The 17,961-nt window shown below is 63.8% G+C and carries 13 protein-coding genes; 12 read left to right on the top strand and 1 reads right to left on the bottom strand.

The window, feature by feature from the left end; genetic code table 11:
- Positions 1-202: 202 nt before the first annotated feature.
- Complete coding sequence (locus ACYVG8_RS17785) at positions 203-1,879, bottom strand: AMP-binding protein (RefSeq protein WP_028499895.1); 1,677 nt, start codon at positions 1,877-1,879, stop codon at positions 203-205.
- A gap of 284 nt (positions 1,880-2,163) precedes the next feature.
- On the opposite strand from ACYVG8_RS17785, the gene rimP reads away from it, so the two are divergent.
- From rimP to astB, 12 genes are all read left to right on the top strand, one after another.
- Positions 2,164-2,589 (top strand): ribosome maturation factor RimP, encoded by a 426-nt coding sequence (gene rimP, locus ACYVG8_RS17790; protein WP_028499894.1) that lies wholly within the window; start codon positions 2,164-2,166, stop codon positions 2,587-2,589.
- Between the two features lie 72 nt (positions 2,590-2,661).
- Positions 2,662-4,158, top strand: a complete 1,497-nt coding sequence (gene nusA, locus ACYVG8_RS17795; protein WP_028499893.1) for a transcription termination factor NusA — start codon at positions 2,662-2,664, stop codon at positions 4,156-4,158.
- A gap of 49 nt (positions 4,159-4,207) precedes the next feature.
- Entirely contained in the window at positions 4,208-7,108 is a 2,901-nt protein-coding gene (gene infB, locus ACYVG8_RS17800) for a translation initiation factor IF-2 (protein WP_460746474.1), read from the top strand.
- A gap of 87 nt (positions 7,109-7,195) precedes the next feature.
- Positions 7,196-7,603: a 30S ribosome-binding factor RbfA gene (rbfA, locus tag ACYVG8_RS17805; RefSeq protein WP_028499891.1), complete on the top strand. Its 408-nt coding sequence runs from the start codon at positions 7,196-7,198 to the stop codon at positions 7,601-7,603.
- A gap of 69 nt (positions 7,604-7,672) precedes the next feature.
- On the top strand, positions 7,673-8,614 hold the full coding sequence (gene truB, locus ACYVG8_RS17810) for a tRNA pseudouridine(55) synthase TruB (protein WP_112692234.1): 942 nt from the start codon (positions 7,673-7,675) through the stop codon (positions 8,612-8,614).
- 71 nt (positions 8,615-8,685) lie between these two features.
- Complete coding sequence (rpsO, locus tag ACYVG8_RS17815) at positions 8,686-8,955, top strand: 30S ribosomal protein S15 (protein ID WP_028499889.1); 270 nt, start codon at positions 8,686-8,688, stop codon at positions 8,953-8,955.
- 211 nt (positions 8,956-9,166) lie between these two features.
- Positions 9,167-11,278: a polyribonucleotide nucleotidyltransferase gene (pnp, locus tag ACYVG8_RS17820; RefSeq protein ID WP_028499888.1), complete on the top strand. Its 2,112-nt coding sequence runs from the start codon at positions 9,167-9,169 to the stop codon at positions 11,276-11,278.
- Between the two features lie 265 nt (positions 11,279-11,543).
- The gene (locus ACYVG8_RS17825) at positions 11,544-12,755 is read left to right on the top strand and encodes an aspartate aminotransferase family protein (protein ID WP_460746476.1); all 1,212 of its coding nucleotides are present in this window, start codon (positions 11,544-11,546) and stop codon (positions 12,753-12,755) included.
- Positions 12,756-12,858: 103 nt separating this feature from the next.
- A complete protein-coding gene (locus ACYVG8_RS17830) occupies positions 12,859-13,893 on the top strand; it encodes an arginine N-succinyltransferase (protein WP_028499886.1) in 1,035 nt (344 codons plus the stop codon).
- Positions 13,890-14,936 (top strand): arginine N-succinyltransferase, encoded by a 1,047-nt coding sequence (astA, locus tag ACYVG8_RS17835; protein WP_028499885.1) that lies wholly within the window; start codon positions 13,890-13,892, stop codon positions 14,934-14,936. Before ACYVG8_RS17830 ends, astA begins: the two co-directional genes overlap by 4 nt.
- Positions 14,933-16,399, top strand: coding sequence for a succinylglutamate-semialdehyde dehydrogenase (gene astD / locus ACYVG8_RS17840; RefSeq protein WP_028499884.1), 1,467 nt, complete (start codon positions 14,933-14,935; stop codon positions 16,397-16,399). The genes astA and astD overlap by 4 nt, the downstream gene beginning before the upstream one ends.
- Positions 16,399-17,742: an N-succinylarginine dihydrolase gene (gene astB / locus ACYVG8_RS17845; RefSeq protein ID WP_233495204.1), complete on the top strand. Its 1,344-nt coding sequence runs from the start codon at positions 16,399-16,401 to the stop codon at positions 17,740-17,742. Before astD ends, astB begins: the two co-directional genes overlap by 1 nt.
- The last annotated feature ends 219 nt before the right edge of the window (positions 17,743-17,961 follow it).

Here is a 17,961-nt window from a genome sequence, read left to right on the forward strand (position 1 = left end):
AACGGACGAGCGCAGCGAGGTTTCCCCGCGGCGGCGGGGACGGAAGAGGCAGGGCTCAATCAGGCAGACTGCCGTGCTCACAATATTTTCTGTCAGTCGGGCATGCACCGACGCCACTGAGGCAGATGGTGCCCGCCCTGGGAGCAGTCCCGCCCGCGCGGGGCGCGGGCGGCAGACTGTCCACAAGCGTCGCGGCCGTACATTACGCCCTGGCGGTTTCCTCGTCACGCAGTGCGCGGCGCAGGATCTTGCCGACGTTGGTCTTCGGCAGTTCGTCGCGGAACTCGACCTGCTTCGGAACCTTGTAGGCCGTCAGGTTTTCGCGGCAGTAGTCGAGCACGTCCTTTTCGGTCAGGGCCGGGTCCTTGCGCACCACGAAAATCTTGACGATTTCACCGGACTTCTCGCTCGGCACCCCGATGCAGGCGACTTCCAGCACCCTCGGCATCGACGCGACGACATCCTCGATCTCGTTCGGATAGACGTTGAAACCGGACACCAGGATCATGTCCTTCTTGCGGTCGACCAGCTTGATGAAACCGTCCTCGCTGATCACGGCCATGTCGCCGGTGGCCAGGAAACCGTCGGCGCCGAGCACCTTGGCGGTCTCGTCCGGACGCCGCCAGTAACCCTTCATGACCTGCGGGCCCTTGATGAACAGCTCGCCCGGCTCGTTGAAGCCCAGCGGCTGACCATCCGGCGAGCGGATTTCGATGTCGGTCGACGGGACCGGCAGGCCGATATTGCCGTTGTACTCGGACAGGTTCAGCGGGTTCATGCACGCGGCCGGGCTGGTTTCAGTCAGACCGTAGGCCTCGATCAGCGGCACGCCGGTGACCTCCTTCCAGCGTTCGGCAACCGCGCGCTGCACTGCCATCCCGCCGCCCAGCGCCATGCGCCAGGTGCTGAAATCGATCGTCTTGAAGTCCGGATGGTGCAGCAGGGCATTGAACAGCGTGTTGACGCCGGTGATCGACGTGACCGGGTACTTCTTGATGTCCTTGATAAAGCCGGCAATGTCGCGCGGATTGGTGATCAGGACGTTCAGTGCGCCCAGTTCGGTGAACACCATCAGGTTCGCCGTCAGCGAGAAGATGTGATACAGCGGCAGCGCAGTGATGATGATTTCCTGGCCTTCGCGCACGACCGGTTTCACCCATGCGCCGGCCTGCAGCATGTTGGCGACGATATTGCCGTGCGTCAGCATTGCGCCCTTGGCCACGCCGGTGGTGCCGCCGGTGTACTGAAGGAAGGCGATGTCGTCATGGCCGAGCGCGACCGGGTCCGGCGCCTGCCGGCTGCCGATGGACAGCGCATCAAGGAAGCGGATGTGGCCGGTCAGCCGGTACGGCGGTACCATCTTCTTGACGTTGCGGATGACGAAGTTGACCAGCGCGCGCTTCGGGAAGCCGAGCATGTCGCCGATGCCGGTGACGATCACGTGCTTCAGCGGCGTGCGGGCCAGCACCTGGTCCAGTACATGGGCGAAGTTCTCGACGATGACGATGGCGGCGACATCGGCATCGTGCAGCTGGTGCTCGAGTTCACGCGGCGTATACAGCGGGTTGACGTTCACCACCGTGTAGCCGGCACGCAGGATGCCGAATACGCAGATCGGGTACTGCAGCAGGTTGGGCATCATGATCGCCACGCGGCTGCCGCGCGGCAGCTTCAGCGTGTGCTGCAGGTAGGACGCGAAATGGCGGGTGTTCGCATCCAGTTCTGCATAGCTGAGTATCTTGCCCATATTGGCCATGGCAGGGCGGTCGCTGAATTTTCCGACCGCGCGCGCGAACACTTCGGAGATCGACTGGAACGTATTCATGTCGATGTCGGTGGCGACGCCGCTTTGATAGTTCTTGAGCCAGGGTTTGTCCATGGATGCATCCTCCTCTTGTCCGCGTGGCCTGCCGGATGGCGGCAGCGGATCGTATTTAGTATGGGTCGTGTATGACCATGCTGCAGTGTACCAAACGATCGTTTGACATCGAGACTATAGCCGTGGAGTTTCCTGCGCGTCAAAGCGCGTTGCGCGCCCGGGCCGGTGGTCGGCGACGCGTAAGCGCTTGTGGGGACAGTGTTTCCTTTGACGCGGATAGCTGTTATGATCCGATCGTTTAGGGATGGGCGTTTCGCCCATTTTTTATTTCCGGAAACTATTGGATGGATGTTCGTACGCTGTTGGAAAATACCCTGCCTGGCCTGGGGTATGAACTAGTCGATTTCGAGCTGGCCCGAGGGGGCGGCATGCGCGTGTTCATCGATTGCCCGGCGGGAATCACGCTGGACGATTGCGTTTCGGTGAGCAATCACCTGACACGCCTGTTCAGTGTCGAAAACGTGGACTATGAGCGACTGGAAGTCAGTTCGCCAGGGCTGGATCGCCCATTGAAGAAAGAGGCGGACTATATCCGCTTCGCCGGCGAGCGGGTCAAGATCAAGACGCGTGTGCTGGTCGGGCAACGCAAGAATTTTGCCGGCGTGCTGATCGGACTCGTCGACGGGAATGTGGATATCGATATCGATGGCGAGCGTGTGTCCATTCCGTTCGCCAGCATCGACAAGGCGCGGCTCGACCCCGAGTTCTGATCGGGGAGAACGGGCGAAGCGGCCGTCGGCCGATGTGGGCCGGGATGCGGTGACAAGAATTCGGAGGAATGCATGAGTCGCGAAATTTTGCTGCTGGTAGATGCGCTGGCGCGTGAAAAGAACGTCAGCAAGGATATTGTGTTCAGCGCGCTGGAAATGGCGCTGGCCTCAGCAACCAAAAAGAAAATCAGCCAGGACAAGATCAGTCAGGACGAGATCGATGTGCGCGTGCACATCGATCGCGTGTCTGGCGAATATGAAACCTATCGCCGCTGGACGGTGGTCGAAGACAACGACCACGAATTCCCCAGCCGGCAGATCGCCATGTCCGACGCCGAGGAATTCGGCGTCGAACCGGTTGTGGGCACTGTAAAGGAAGAACCGGTCGAGCCGGTCGAATTTGGCCGCATCGGCGCGCAGACCGCGAAGCAGGTCATCCTGCAACGCATCCGCGATGCCGAACGCGAGCAGATCCTGACCGATTTCCTCGACCGTAACGAGATGCTGGTTTCCGGCACGATCAAGCGCATCGAGCGTGGCAACGTGATCGTCGACCTGGGCAAGCTCGAAGCCCTGCTGCCGCGCGAGCAGCAGATCCCGAAGGAAAACCTGCGCGTGGGCGACCGCGTCAAGGCCTATCTGCTGCGCGTCGACCGTACCGGTCGCGGGCCGCAGATCATCCTGTCGCGTACGGCTTCGCAGTTCGTGGTCGAACTGTTCAAGCAGGAAGTGCCGGAGATCGAGGACGAACTGCTGGAAATCCGTGGCTGCGCCCGTGATCCGGGCAGCCGCGCCAAGATCGCCGTCAAGGCGAACGACCCGCGCATCGACCCGCAGGGCACGTGTATCGGCATGCGGGGTTCCCGCGTCCAGGCCGTCACCGGCGAGCTGGCCGGCGAACGCGTCGACATCGTGCTGTGGGCCGGCGACATCATCCAGTATGTGATCAACGCGCTGTCCCCGGCAGAAGTCGAACGCATCCTGGTCGACGAGGACAACCACTCGATGGATGTCGTGGTCGACGAGGGCCAGCTGGCGCTGGCGATCGGCCGTGGCGGCCAGAACGTGCGTCTGGCGTCCGAGCTGACCGGCTGGGTGCTGAACATCATGACCGTCGCCGAAGCCGAGGAAAAGACCGAGGTCGAGTACGCCGCGATGCGCCAGTTGTTCATGGACAATCTCGACGTCGACGCCGATGTGGCCGAAGTGCTGGTGGCCGAGGGCTTTACCTCCCTGGAGGAAATCGCCTATGTGCCGGTCGAGGAAATGCTGGGCATTGCCGCTTTCGATGAGGACACGGTCAACGAGTTGCGCAGCCGTGCTCGCGAAGCCTTGCTGACGCAGGCCATTGCGTCGGAAGAAAAGGTCAACAGCGTCGAAGAGGAACTTCGCAAGCTGGAAGGCCTCAACCAGGAAATCCTGGTCAAGCTGGTGGACAACGGCATCGTCACCCGCGATGACCTGGCCGACCTGGCTGTCGACGAACTCGCCGACATGACCAACATCACCGAAGAAGAAGCGCGTGCCCTGATCATGAAGGCGCGTGAGCACTGGTTCGAACAGAATTGACGCCCGGCGGACCGGACGACCGGATACGAAGGATTGAACAGGAAACCGCATGCTTGAGACGAATGTGAAACAGTTCGCCGGCGAGCTGAAAATGCAGCCCGAGCAGTTGCTCGAGCAGCTGAGATCAGCCGGCGTTGCAAAAAGCTCGATTGATGACACGCTGTCGCGTGAGGACAAGGCACGTCTGCTGGAATTTCTGCGCGGTGGGCGCGGCGACAAGGGTCGCGTGATGCTGAAGCGCAAGGAAACCAGCGAGATTCGCGCCAATGACGCCGCTGGCCGCTCGCGCACCATCCAGGTGGAAGTGAAGAAGAAACGCACGCTGGTTCGCCCGGAAGACGCTGCTGCGGAAACCGCCGCAGCCGAAGCCGCGCCGGTCGCCGACGTGACGCCGGCCCCGGTGGTTGAAGCCCGCCCGGAACCGGTCGTCGAAACGCGCCCGGAACCGGTGGTCGAGGCCCGGCCGGAAGCGGCTGCCGCCAAGCCGGAAGCTGCCCCGGCCGAGGCGCCTGCCGCCCCGGCGCCGGTTGCCGCTGCCCCGGTGGCCGACAGCAAGCCGGCACCGGCCAGGGCCGAAGCGAAGAAGGAAGCCGCTGTCGAGCCGGCAAAGGAAGCGCCGGCTGAAGCCGCTCCGGCTCGCCCGATCTCCATCCTCAGCGATGAGGAAATCGCGCTGCGCGCGGCTGACGAACGTCGTCAGGCCGAACTGCGCTCGCGCCAGGAAGCACTGATCCGCGAACGCCAGGAACGTGAATCCCGCCGCATGGCAGCCAAACTGGCCGCCCAGCAGAAGGCGGAAGAAGCCGCACGTCCGAAGCCGGTCGAAGCCCCGCGTGCCGCAGCCCCGGCTGCCGCACCCGCGGCGCGTCCGGCTGCAGGCGCCCGTCCGGCGGCCGGGGCTCGCCCCGCCGCAGCGGGTGGCGCGCGTCCGGCTCCGGGTGGTGCACGTCCTGCGCCGGGTGCGGCAGGCGGCGCGGCCCGTCCGGCTCCGGCTGGTGAAGACCGGCGTCCGGCCGGTGGTGCCAAGAAGGGCGCCGCAGGTGGTCATCGCGACAGCCGTGACGACAACAAGAAGCGTGGTGGTCTGAAGACCCGCGGCGGCGACGCCGGCGGTGGCTGGAAGACCGGCCGCAAGGGGGGGCGTCGCCAGCAGCAGTCCGGCCAGCATGCCTTCCAGGCACCGACCGATCCGGTCGTGCATGAAGTGCTGGTGCCGGAAACCATCACCGTTGGTGATCTTGCCCACAAGATGGCGGTGAAAGCTGCCGAAGTGATCAAGACGCTGATGAAGATGGGCATGATGGTGACCATCAACCAGGTGCTGGACCAGGAAACGGCGATGATCATCGTCGAGGACATGGGCCATATCGCCAAGGCTGCCAAGACCGACGATCCGGAAGCTTATCTGGAAAAGCCGGAAGGCCAGGAAGAAGCCCGCCAGGAATCGCGTGCACCGGTCGTGACCGTCATGGGTCACGTCGACCACGGCAAGACCTCGCTGCTCGACTTCATCCGTCGCGCCAAGGTGGCGGCAGGCGAAGCCGGCGGCATTACCCAGCACATCGGTGCCTACCACGTGGAAACTCCGCGCGGCATGATCACCTTCCTCGACACCCCGGGTCACGAAGCCTTTACGGCCATGCGTGCCCGTGGTGCGAAGGCGACCGACATCGTCGTGCTGGTGGTGGCGGCTGACGACGGCGTGATGCCGCAGACCATCGAAGCGGTGAACCACGCCAAGGCGGCCGGTGTGCCGATCGTGGTCGCGGTGAACAAGATCGACAAGGCAGGTGCCAATCCCGAGCGTATCCGCCAGGAACTGGTCAGCTACGAAGTCGTGCCGGAAGACTGGGGTGGTGATACCCAGTTCATCGAAGTGTCGGCAAAGCAGGGCACCAATATCGATGCGCTGCTGGAAGCGATCCTGCTGCAGGCCGAAGTGCTTGAGCTGACGGCGCCGATCGACGCCCCGGCCAAGGGCATCATCGTCGAAGCGCGTCTGGACAAGGGCCGCGGCCCGGTGGCCACGCTGCTGGTGCAGTCGGGTACCCTGCGCAAGGGTGACATCGTGCTGGCCGGTACCGCATTCGGTCGTGTCCGTGCCATGCTCGACGAGAACGGCAAGCAGATCGACCAGGCCGGTCCGGCCATTCCGGTCGAAATTCTTGGCCTGTCCGACGTGCCCGCCGCCGGTGAAGACGCCATGGTGCTGACCGACGAAAAGAAAGCGCGCGAAATCGCGATGTTCCGCGCCGGCAAGTTCCGCGACGTGCGTCTGGCCAAGCAGCAGGCCGCCAAGCTGGAAAACATGTTTGCGCAGATGGCCGAAGGCGAAGTCCGTTCGCTGCCGCTCATCATCAAGGCCGACATGCAGGGTTCGTACGAAGCGCTGGCCGGCAGCCTGCAAAAGCTGTCGACCGACGAAGTCCGCGTGCAGATCCTGCACTCGGGCGTCGGTGGCATCACCGAGTCGGACGTCAACCTGGCCGCTGCCTCGAACGCCGTCATCATTGGCTTCAACACCCGCGCCGATGCGGCTGCCCGCAAGGCTGCCGAGTCCAGCGGTGTCGACATCCGCTACTACAACATCATCTATGATGCGATCGACGAGGTGAAATCCGCCCTGTCCGGCATGCTGGCGCCGGAGAAGAAGGAAGAAATCACCGGTATGGTCGAAGTGCGGCAGCTGTTCGTCGTGTCCAAGGTCGGCACCATCGCCGGTTGTATGGTCATCGACGGCGTGGTCAAGAAGACGTCGCGCATCCGCATCATCCGCAACAACGTGGTGGTGCACGATGGCGAACTCGACTCGCTCAAGCGCTTCAAGGACGACGCGAAGGAAGTCAAGCAGGGCTTCGAGTGCGGTCTGATGATGAAGCACTACAACGATCTGGTCGAAGGCGATCATCTGGAAGCCTACGAGATCGTCGAAGTCGCCCGTACGCTGTAATGGCAATGGATGGCGGGACGTGCCGGCAACGGCACTTCCGGCCCGCGGCGGGCGAAAGCCCGCCGCTTTTGTTTTAGGAGGCAGAACATGCCGAAGAAAAAAGGCTTTTCCCGGGCCGACCGGATTGCCGACCAGATGCAGCGCGAGCTGGCGGAACTGATCCGTTCCGAGCTGAAGGATCCGCGTGTCGGCTTCATCACGCTGACCGGTGTCGAGGTCACGCGCGACTATTCGCACGCCAAGGTGTTCTACACGGTGATGAATGCCGAAGACCCGAGCGAAACCCAGGACACGCTGGACCGCGCCGCCGGCTGGCTGCGCAGCGAAATTGCGCGCACGATCAAGATCTTCACCGTGCCGCAGCTGCATTTCGTCTACGACCATTCGATCGAGCACGGCCTGTACATGGACGCGCTGCTGAACCGGGTCGCGCAGGAAGACGCCGAGCTTCGTCCCGAAGACGAAGACGCCGGCGAAGGCGAAGCGAAGTCCTGACGGGCCGCGCCACTTTCATCCGAACCCCTTTTCCGGCCGGTGTCCGCACCGGCCGGTGACACCGGACCCATGACCCAAGTTCGCATTCCCCGCCGTCCCGTGGACGGCGTTTTTCTGCTCGACAAACCGCTGCACCTGTCGAGCAACACCGCCCTGCAACGGGTGCGCTGGCTGTACCGTGCGCAGAAAGCCGGTCATACCGGCGTGCTCGATCCGCTGGCCACCGGCCTGCTGCCGGTCTGCCTTGGCGAAGCGACCAAGTTCTCCGCCTTTCTGCTCGACGCCGACAAGGGCTATTGTGCGACCGTCCGCTTCGGCGCGGTCAGCACCACGCTGGATGCCGAGGGGGAGATTACCCCGGTCGGGCCGGTGAACTTTGACGCCGACCGGCTGCGCGAGGTGCTCGACGGCTTCCTCGGCGAGATTGAACAGGTGCCGCCGATGCACTCGGCGCTGAAGTTCCAGGGCAAGGCGCTGTACGAGTACGCGCGCGAGGGGATCGAGATCGAGCGCAAGGTGCGCCGCATCACCATCCACTCGATCGAGCTGGTCGGGTTTGACGGCGACACCGCCGTGATCAATGTCCAGTGCAGCAAGGGTACTTATGTGCGCACGCTGGCCGCCGACATTGGCGCCGTGCTGGGCTGCGGTGCCTATCTGACCGGACTGCGCCGTACGCGGACGGCGGGTTTTGAAGTTGCCGACGCGCTGACGCTGGACGCACTGGAAGCGGTGGCGGAAGACGCGCGCGACGGGCTGCTGATGCCGCCCGACGTGCTGGTGGCCCATCTGCCGCGCACGGTGCTCGATGATGCCGACATTCACCGCCTCTGCCATGGTCAGCCTGCGCTGGCCGCACAAAATACCGTGCGGGCGGGGGAGAATGATGCAATAATCCGGGACTTCCGCCTGTACACAGAAGACGGGCGGTTTATCGGTCTGGGTGAAATCCGCAAGGATGACCTGTTGTGGCCGAACCGGATGCTGGCCAACAAGCCCGTGTCCGCTTAGGGAGTACGGATGGGTCAAGGCTCGCCGTACTTGACCGGGGTTTCAAACCCCTTGTTTATCTGGAGTTTTACATGTCGATCTCCGTCGATCAAAAAGCCGTCATCGTCAAGGATTTCCAACGCGCTGAAGGCGATACCGGTTCCCCGGAAGTGCAAGTTGCGCTGCTGACCGCTCGCATCAACGACCTGACCCCGCACTTCAAGGCCAACACCAAGGATCACCACAGCCGTCGTGGTCTGCTGAAGATGGTCAGCCGCCGTCGCAAGCTGCTGGACTACCTGAAGCGCAACGACGCTGAAGCCTACCGTGCGCTGATCACCCGTCTGGGCCTGCGCAAGTAAGCGTGTAGATACGGAAAGGTCGCAGACTCTGGTTTGCGGCCTTTTTGTTTTGTCCGGTGGCAACAGCGCTGCCGGCACTGTTCTTTCGGAGCGCGCCCAGGCGCGACGCTCCCGTCTCCGCAGCGGGGTGAGCCTCTACATTTCGGCGTGGTCAGCACTGAAATGTAGGGGTTCCCGTTGCATCTCCCAACCGCGTTAAGGAATCCGCAACGTGTTCAAGAAATTCAGCAAGACCTTCCAGTACGGTCGTCATACCGTCACTCTGGAAACCGGCGAAATCGCCCGCCAGGCCCAGGGCTCGGTGCTCGTCACCATGGACGACACCGTCGTCCTCGTCGCCGTGACCGTGAACAAGAATGTCAAGCCGGGTCAGGACTTTTTCCCGCTGACCGTCGACTACTACGAACGCACCTACGCCGCCGGCAAGATCCCGGGCGGCTTCTTCAAGCGTGAAGGCAAGCAGAGCGAAAAGGAAATCCTGACCTGCCGCCTGATCGACCGTCCGATCCGCCCGCTGTTCCCGGCCGGCTTCTACCATGACGTGCAGATCGTTGCGACCGTCATGTCGCTGAACCCGGAAGTCGATGCCGACATCCCGGCCATGCTCGGCGCTTCCGCCGCGCTGATCCTGACCGGCGCCCCGTTCCAGGGCCCGATCGCCGCTGCCCGCGTCGGTTACGCCAATGGCGAATACATCCTGAACCCGACCCGCACCGAACTGGCCACCAGCGAGCTGGACCTGGTCGTTGCCGGTACCGAATCCGCCGTGCTGATGGTGGAATCGGAAGCCAAGGAACTGCCGGAAACCGTGATGCTTGGCTCGGTCGTGTTCGGCCACGAGCAGATGCAGGCTGCGATCCGCGCCATCAACGAACTGGCCGACGAAGTGAACCCGGTGCTGTTCGACTGGGCCCCGGCCGCCGAAGACGCCGAACTGGTCAACCAGATCAAGGCCATTGCCGAAGCCGACATCGGCGCCGCGTTCCAGATCCGTCAGAAGCAGGCCCGCAGCCAGGCGCTGAACGAAGCATGGAACAACGTCAAGACCGCGCTGATCAACGAAGACACCGACACGCTGCGCGCCAACCAGATCAAGGGCATCTTCAAGGATCTGGAAGCCGAAGTCGTGCGTGGCCAGATTCTCGCCGGCGAACCGCGCATCGACGGTCGCGATACCCGCACCGTGCGTCCGATCTCGATCCGTACCGGCGTGCTGCCGCGCGCCCACGGTTCGGTGCTGTTCACCCGTGGTGAAACCCAGGCCATGGCCGTGACCACGCTGGGCACCAAGCAGGACGAGCAGATCATCGACGCGCTGGCCGGTGAATACACCGAACGCTTCATGCTGCATTACAACTTCCCGCCGTACTCGACCGGTGAAACCGGCCGCATGGGCCCGCCGAAGCGCCGCGAAATCGGCCACGGCCGTCTGGCCAAGCGCGCACTGATCGCCGTGCTGCCGAAGCAGGAAGACTTCAGCTACTCGATGCGCGTGGTCAGCGAGATCACCGAATCGAACGGCTCGTCGTCGATGGCCTCGGTCTGCGGTGGCTGCCTGAGCCTGATGAACGCCGGTGTGCCGCTGAAGGCGCACGTGGCCGGCATCGCCATGGGCCTGATCCTGGAAGGCAGCCGCTTCGCGGTGCTGACCGACATCCTCGGCGACGAAGATCACCTCGGCGACATGGACTTCAAGGTTGCGGGTACCGACGCCGGCGTGACCGCCCTGCAGATGGATATCAAGATCCAGGGCATCACCAAGGAAATCATGCGCGTGGCGCTGGACCAGGCCAAGGAAGGCCGTCTGCACATCCTCGGTCTGATGAAGCAGGCCATCGACGAACCGCAGGAACTGTCGGAACACGCACCGCGCCTGTACACCATGAAGATCAATCCGGACAAGATCCGCGACGTGATCGGCAAGGGTGGCTCGGTGATCCGTGCACTGACCGAAGAAACCGGCACCAGCATCGACATCTCCGACGACGGCCTGATCACCATCGCCTCGATCTCGGGCGAAGGTGCTGAAGAAGCCAAGCGCCGCATCGAGGAAATCACCGCCGAAGTCGAAGTGGGCAAGGTCTACGACGGCACCGTGGTCAAGATCCTCGACAAGAACGTCGGCGCCATCGTGCAGATCATGCCGGGCCGCGACGGTCTGGTGCATATCAGCCAGATCGCCAACGAACGCATCGCCAACGTCGCCGACCATCTGAAGGAAGGTCAGCCGGTACGCGTCAAGGTACTGGAAACCGACGAACGCGGTCGTATCCGCCTGTCGATCAAGGCAGTGCTGAACGAAGAAGCCGGCGTCCAGCAATAACCGCTGCCCCCGCAAGCAAACCCGGCCATCAGGCCGGGTTTTTTGTGTCTGTCATATATGCTGTACACCGGCAATTGTTCTGCAAGTTGCGAAGCGAACAATTTGCGCGCTTACTATGGGTTTTTATGAACCACATGTCACAAAACTGCCATGTGTCGTGTAATTGCACGTCGCAAAGCGGAATTGCGTGTCATGGTGGTTTGATTAGAATCAAACCCGACTCGAACGCAGGCTTGCGTTCATCACCGAACCAAGGAATCAGAACATGTCGTTTCCCGTGACCCGCGCCACCTTCGATGAAGTGATGGTCCCCAACTATTCCCCGGCCGGTTTTGTGCCGGTCCGCGGTGCCGGTTCGCGCCTGTGGGACCAGCAGGGCCGTGAATTCATCGATTTCGGCGGCGGCATTGCGGTAAACGGGCTGGGCCACTGCCACCCGGAACTGGTGGCGGCGCTGACCGAGCAGGCCGGCAAGCTGTGGCACGTCAGCAACGGGCTGACCAACGAACCGGCACTGCGGCTGGCAAAGACCCTGGTCGACAATACCTTTGCCGAGCGCGTGTTCTTCTGCAACTCCGGCGCTGAAGCCAACGAGGCCTGTTTCAAGCTGGCACGCAAGTATGCGGCCGACCATTACGGTCCGCAGAAGAACGTCATCGTCTCGACCCGCAACAGCTTCCATGGCCGCACCCTGTTCACGGTGTCGGTCGGCGGCCAGCCGAAATACGTCGAAGGTTTTCTGCCGGCACCGAGCGGCATCCGTCATTGCACCTTCAACGACATTGACTCGCTGAAGGAAGCGATGGGTGATGACGTGGCCGCCATCGTGCTGGAACCGGTGCAGGGCGAGGGCGGCGTACTGCCGGCCACCCGTGCTTTCCTCAAGGCTGCCCGCGAACTGGCTGACCAGTTCAACGCGCTGCTGGTGTTTGACGAAGTGCAGACCGGCGTCGGCCGGACCGGCGCGCTTTACGCCTATATGGAATACGGCGTGACCCCGGATCTGCTGTCGTCGGCCAAGGCGCTGGGTGGCGGCTTCCCGATCGGGGCGATGCTGGCCACGGCCAGGGCAGCGGCCAGCTTTGTCGTCGGCACCCATGGTTCGACCTATGGCGGCAACCCGCTGGCGACCGCCGTCGGCCTGCGTGCGGTCGAAGTGATCAACACCCCGGCGGTGCTGGGCGGCGTGCGCGCCAAGGGCCAGCGCTTTATCGATGGCCTCAATGCGATCAATGCCGAGTACAAGGTGTTCCGCGAAGTGCGCGGCATGGGCCTGCTGCTCGGCGCCGTGCTGGCCGAGGAATACGCCGGCCGGGCCAAGGATTTCGTCAAGGCGGCCGAGAAGCAGGGCCTGATGGTGCTGGTCGCCGGCACCAATGTCGTGCGTTTCGCGCCCAGCCTGGTCATCCCGGAGCAGGACATCGATGAAGGTCTGGCGCGGTTCAAGGCCGCCGCGGCCAGCATCGCGGCCAAATAGGTCCCGCACAAGCATTCCAGACGGCGCTTCCAGGGGCGCCGCTTTTTTGGCCGCAAGAAGTCGTTGCCGGCCCGCGCGATAAAGAAATACAAGGAGAAGCATCATGCTGCTGGTCAGACCCATTCGGGTATCGGACCTGCCTGCGCTCGAGCACTTTGCCGAAGCAAGCGGTGTCGGCGTTACCAGTCTTCCCAACGACCGCGAACGGCTGTACGAGCGCATCCAGCGGTCGAATTCGTCCTTTGCCAGCGATATCGCCAGCCAGGGCGAGGAAATCTATGTCTTCGTGCTTGAGCGGGACGGCGAGGTGCTGGGCACCGCGTCCATCGTCGCCAGCGCCGGCTTCGACGAGCCGTTCTACAACTACCGCAATGAAACGCTGGTGCATGCCAGCCCGAGCCTCAAGGTCAACAACAAGATCCATGCGCTGACCATGTGTCATGACCTGACCGGGCAGACCCAGCTTGGCGGTTTCCACGTGCTGCCCGAGGTGATGGCCGGCGACGGTGCCCGACTGCTGTCGCGCGCCCGACTGATGTTCATCGCCAGCCACCGTGCCCGTTTCAGCGATCGCCTGATCGCCGAGCTGCTGGGCCAGTGCGACGACAATCTGCAGTCGCCGTTCTGGGACGCGATCGGTCGCCGCTTCTTCAACCTCGACTATGCGGCTGCTGAACATCTGGTGGCGACCAAGTCCAAGACCTTCGTTGCCGAACTGATGCCGACCTATCCGATCTATGTGCCGCTGCTGCCGGATGCGGCGCAGCAGGTGATGGGGCAGGTACATCCGGATGCCGAAGTGCCGTTTGCCATCCTGGCCGACGAAGGCTTCGAGGCCGACAACTATATCGACATCTTCGATGGCGGTGCCGTGCTGACCGCTCGCGCCCGCGACGTGCGCTCGATCTCGAAGAGCCGGGTGTTCAGCGTCGGCATCGACAATGTGCATCCCGAAGGCTCGGCCACCTGGCTGGTCAGCAGCGAGCGCTGTGTCGACTTCCGCTCCGGGCTGCTGCAGGCCGGTATCCGCGACAACACGCTGTGGATCACGCCGGATGCCGCCGAGGCATTGCAGGTCGTGGCCGGCGACAGGGTCCGCGCGATCGAGTTTCAGGGTGAGGGGAGGGACGCAGCATGATGGTGATTCGACCGATCGGACTCAATGACCTGGAAGGACTGATGGCGCTGGCGCAGAAGACCGGTACCGGCCTGACCACGCTGCCCGCCAACGAGGACCGCCTGTCGCGCCGCATCCAGCGCTCTAACCTGTCGTTCGCCGGCATGCTCGACAACGCCGATCAGGGCTATGTGTTCGTGCTGGAGGACAGCGAGACCGGCAGGATCGCCGGCATCTGCGGGCTGGAGGCCGCGCTGGGCCTGAAGGAGCCGTGGTACAACTACCGCGTCGGCACCATGGTCCACGCCTCGCAGGAGCTTGGCATCTACTCGCAGCACGAGACCCTGTTCCTGTCCAACGACCACACCGGCTATTCCGAACTGTGTTCGCTGTTCCTCGACCCCGACTATCGCGGCCACAAGAACGGCCCGCTGCTGTCCAAGTGCCGCTTCATGTTCATGGCGCAGTTCCCGCACCTGTTCTCGAAGATCGTCATTGCCGAAATGCGCGGCTATTCCGATGACGAGGGACGCTCGCCGTTCTGGGAAGCACTGGGCCGCCATTTCTTCAGTCTCGACTTCGGCCATGCCGACTACCTGACCGGTGTCGGAGAAAAAGCCTTTGTCGCCGAGCTGATGCCGAAATACCCGGTCTACATCGACTTCCTGACCCCCGAGGCGCAGGCGGTCATTGCCCGTACCCACGACAACACCCGCCCGGCGCTGGCCATGCTGGAAAGCGAAGGGCTGCGCTACGAGGGCTATGTCGACATTTTCGATGCCGGTCCGACCATTCAGGCCTATGTCGGCGAAGTGCGGGCGGTGAAGGAAAGCCGCGAACTGCCGGCCCGCATCGTCGACCCGATGCCGGACGACGCGCCGCTGGCGACCTGGCTGGTGTCGAACACCGAACTGGAGCATTTCCGCACCATTCTGGTCGATGCTCCGGCTCCCGATCTCGACGGCTTCTACCTGACGCCGGCACAGGCCTCGGCGTTGCGGGTCGAGCCGGGTCAGCACGTGCGCTTCGTCACGCTCAGCGCCAAGGAAGGAAAAGCCGCATGACCACCCTGTTCATTGATGGTGTCTGGCTCGCCGGCAACGGCACCCACATGCATTCGGTCGATCCGGCCCATGGCCGCGTGGTCTGGGAAGGGTCGGCGGCGGACGCCGCCCAGGTCGACGCGGCGGTCGCTGCCGGCCGGCGCGCGTTTCCGGCCTGGGCACGGCTGCCGTTCGCCGAGCGCGAGGCGGTCTGCCGCCGTTTCGCCGAGCTGCTGAAGGCCAGCCAGGCCCGGCTGGCCGACGTGATTGCCCAGGAAACCGGCAAGCCACGCTGGGAGGCGATGACCGAAGTGACCACCATGGTCAACAAGGTCGACATCTCGGTAAAAAGCCATGCCGAGCGCACCGGCGAGCGCACCGGCCCGCTGGGTGACGCGCAGGCCGTGCTGCGCCATCGGCCGCATGGCGTGGTGGCCGTGTTCGGACCGTACAACTTCCCCGGTCATCTGCCGAATGGTCATATCGTGCCGGCGCTGCTGGCCGGCAACGCCGTGGTATTCAAGCCATCCGAGCTGACGCCGTGGACCGCGCAGGAAACCGTGCGCCTGTGGCAGGAGGCCGGCCTGCCGGCCGGCGTGATCGGTCTGCTGCAGGGCGCGCGCGAAACCGGCATCACCCTGGCCGGGCATGCCGGCATCGACGGGCTGTTCTTTACCGGCAGTTCGGCCACCGGCGAGATCCTGCACCGGCAGTTCGCCGGTCGTCCGGACAAGATCCTGGCGCTGGAAATGGGCGGCAACAACCCGCTGATCGTCGGTGATGTCAGTGGCAACGAAGACGCTGCCGTGTACCAGACCGTGTTCTCGGCCTATGTGTCGGCTGGCCAGCGCTGCACCTGCGCCCGCCGCCTGCTGGTGCCGAACGGTGCAGCCGGCGATGCCTTCGTCGCCCGGCTGGTCGAGGTCACCGGTCGGCTGAAGGTCGGTCGCTGGGACGATGCCGAGGCGCCGTTTATCGGCGCGGTGATCTCGCAGCCGGCGGCCGATGCACTGCTCGATGCCCAGGCGCGCCTGCTGTCGCTGGGCGGCCGGGCGCTGCTGACCATGCGCCGCATCGACGAAGAAGCCGCCATCCTCACCCCGGGCCTGATCGACGTGACCGGCGTGGCCGGCCTGCCGGATGAGGAATATTTCGGCCCGCTGCTGCAACTGATCCGCTATGACACGCTGGACCAGGCCATCGCCCTGGCCAACGACACCCGTTTCGGCCTGGCTGCCGGCGTGCTGTCGAATGACCGTGCCAGCTATGACCGCTTCCTGCTGGAAAGTCGTGCCGGGGTGGTGAACTGGAACAAGCCGCTGACCGGGGCTTCCAGCGCTGCACCATTCGGGGGCGTCGGGGCATCAGGCAACCACCGCGCCAGTGCCTTCTATGCCGCCGATTACTGCGCCTACCCGGTGGCTTCGCTGGAAGCCGATGCGCTGACGCTGCCGGCGCAACTGAACCCGGGGATGACGTTCTGATGGCGTTCGAGCTCAATATCGACGGGCTGGTCGGGCCGACGCACAACTATGCCGGCCTGTCGTTCGGCAATGTCGCGTCCACCGGCAATGCCCGCGTCACCGCCAATCCGAAGCTGGCCGCCCTGCAGGGGCTGGCGAAGATGAAGGCGCTGGCCGATCTCGGCTATGCGCAGGCGGTGTTCGCGCCGCACGAGCGGCCGGCGATCGGGGCGCTGCGCGAACTGGGCTTTGCCGGCAGCGATGCGCAAGTGCTTGCCCGGGCGGCGAAAGACGCCCCCGAGCTGCTGTCTGCCTGTTCGTCGGCGTCGTCGATGTGGACCGCGAATGCGGCCACGGTCAGCCCGTCGGCCGATACGGCGGATGGACGCGTGCACTTCACGCCGGCCAATCTGAACAACAAGTTCCACCGTTCGATCGAGCATCCGACCACCCGGCGTCTGCTGCAGGCGATGTTCCCGGATGAGAACCGCTTCGCCATCCATGCCGCCCTGCCGGCGCAGATGCACTTCGGCGACGAGGGTGCGGCCAACCATACCCGTTTTGCTGCCGCCTATGACCGGCCCGGCGTGGCGTTCTTTGTTTACGGCGGCTCGGCATTCGATGCCTCACGGCCGGCGCCGAAACGCTTCCCGGCCCGGCACACGCTGGAAGCCTGTCAGGCGGTCGCCCGTCGCCATGGACTGCGCGACGACGCCGTGGTCTATGCCCAGCAGGACCCGGACGTGATTGACGCCGGCGTATTCCACAACGACGTGATTTCGGTCGGCAACCTGAACGTGCTGTTCCACCATCAGCAGAGTTTCGTCGACCAGCCGCGCGTGCTGGCCGAGCTGGCCGACAAGCTGGCTGTACTGGGCGGCGAGTTTGTGCCGGTCGAAGTGCCGTCGGCGCAGGTCAGTGTCGGCGATGCGGTCAGAAGCTATCTGTTCAACAGCCAGCTGCTGGCCCTGGCGGACGGCGGCATGCGGCTGGTGGTGCCGGAGGAGTGCCACAAGACCCCGGCGGTCTGGGCCTATCTGCAGTCGCTGCTGGCCAGCGGCGGGCCGGTGCGGGAACTCAGCGTGTTCGACCTGCGCGAATCGATGCAGAACGGTGGCGGCCCCGCCTGTCTGCGCCTGCGCGTGGCACTGAACGATGCCGAACTGGCGGCGGTCAATCCGGCGATCCTGATCAACGACACGCTGTATGCGCGGCTGGTGGGCTGGGTCGAAAAACATTACCGCGACCGGCTGGGCGAGCGCGATTTCGCGGACCCGCAACTGCTGGCGGAGACCCGAGGCGCGCTGGATGAGCTGACACGAATCCTGTGCCTGGGATCGGTCTATCCATTCCAGCTGGCGTAATCGGCAGCGGGCCGGCCCGTATCCGGAATGCCCGGGGAGCCTGATGGCGCCCCGGGCATGACTTTTTCCGGCCGGCCTCCGGCGTTGAGCCATACTTTTGTTGTGCGTTTATCCGGTGTAACAAGAAGGTAATGACTATTTACCCAACTTGGCACAGTTCTTGATTGTTGCCTGGCAGGAACGGCCGGATTTTGTGTTCATCGCGGCGCAAATCCGGTC

It is taken from the genome of Microvirgula curvata, from assembly GCF_054781615.1.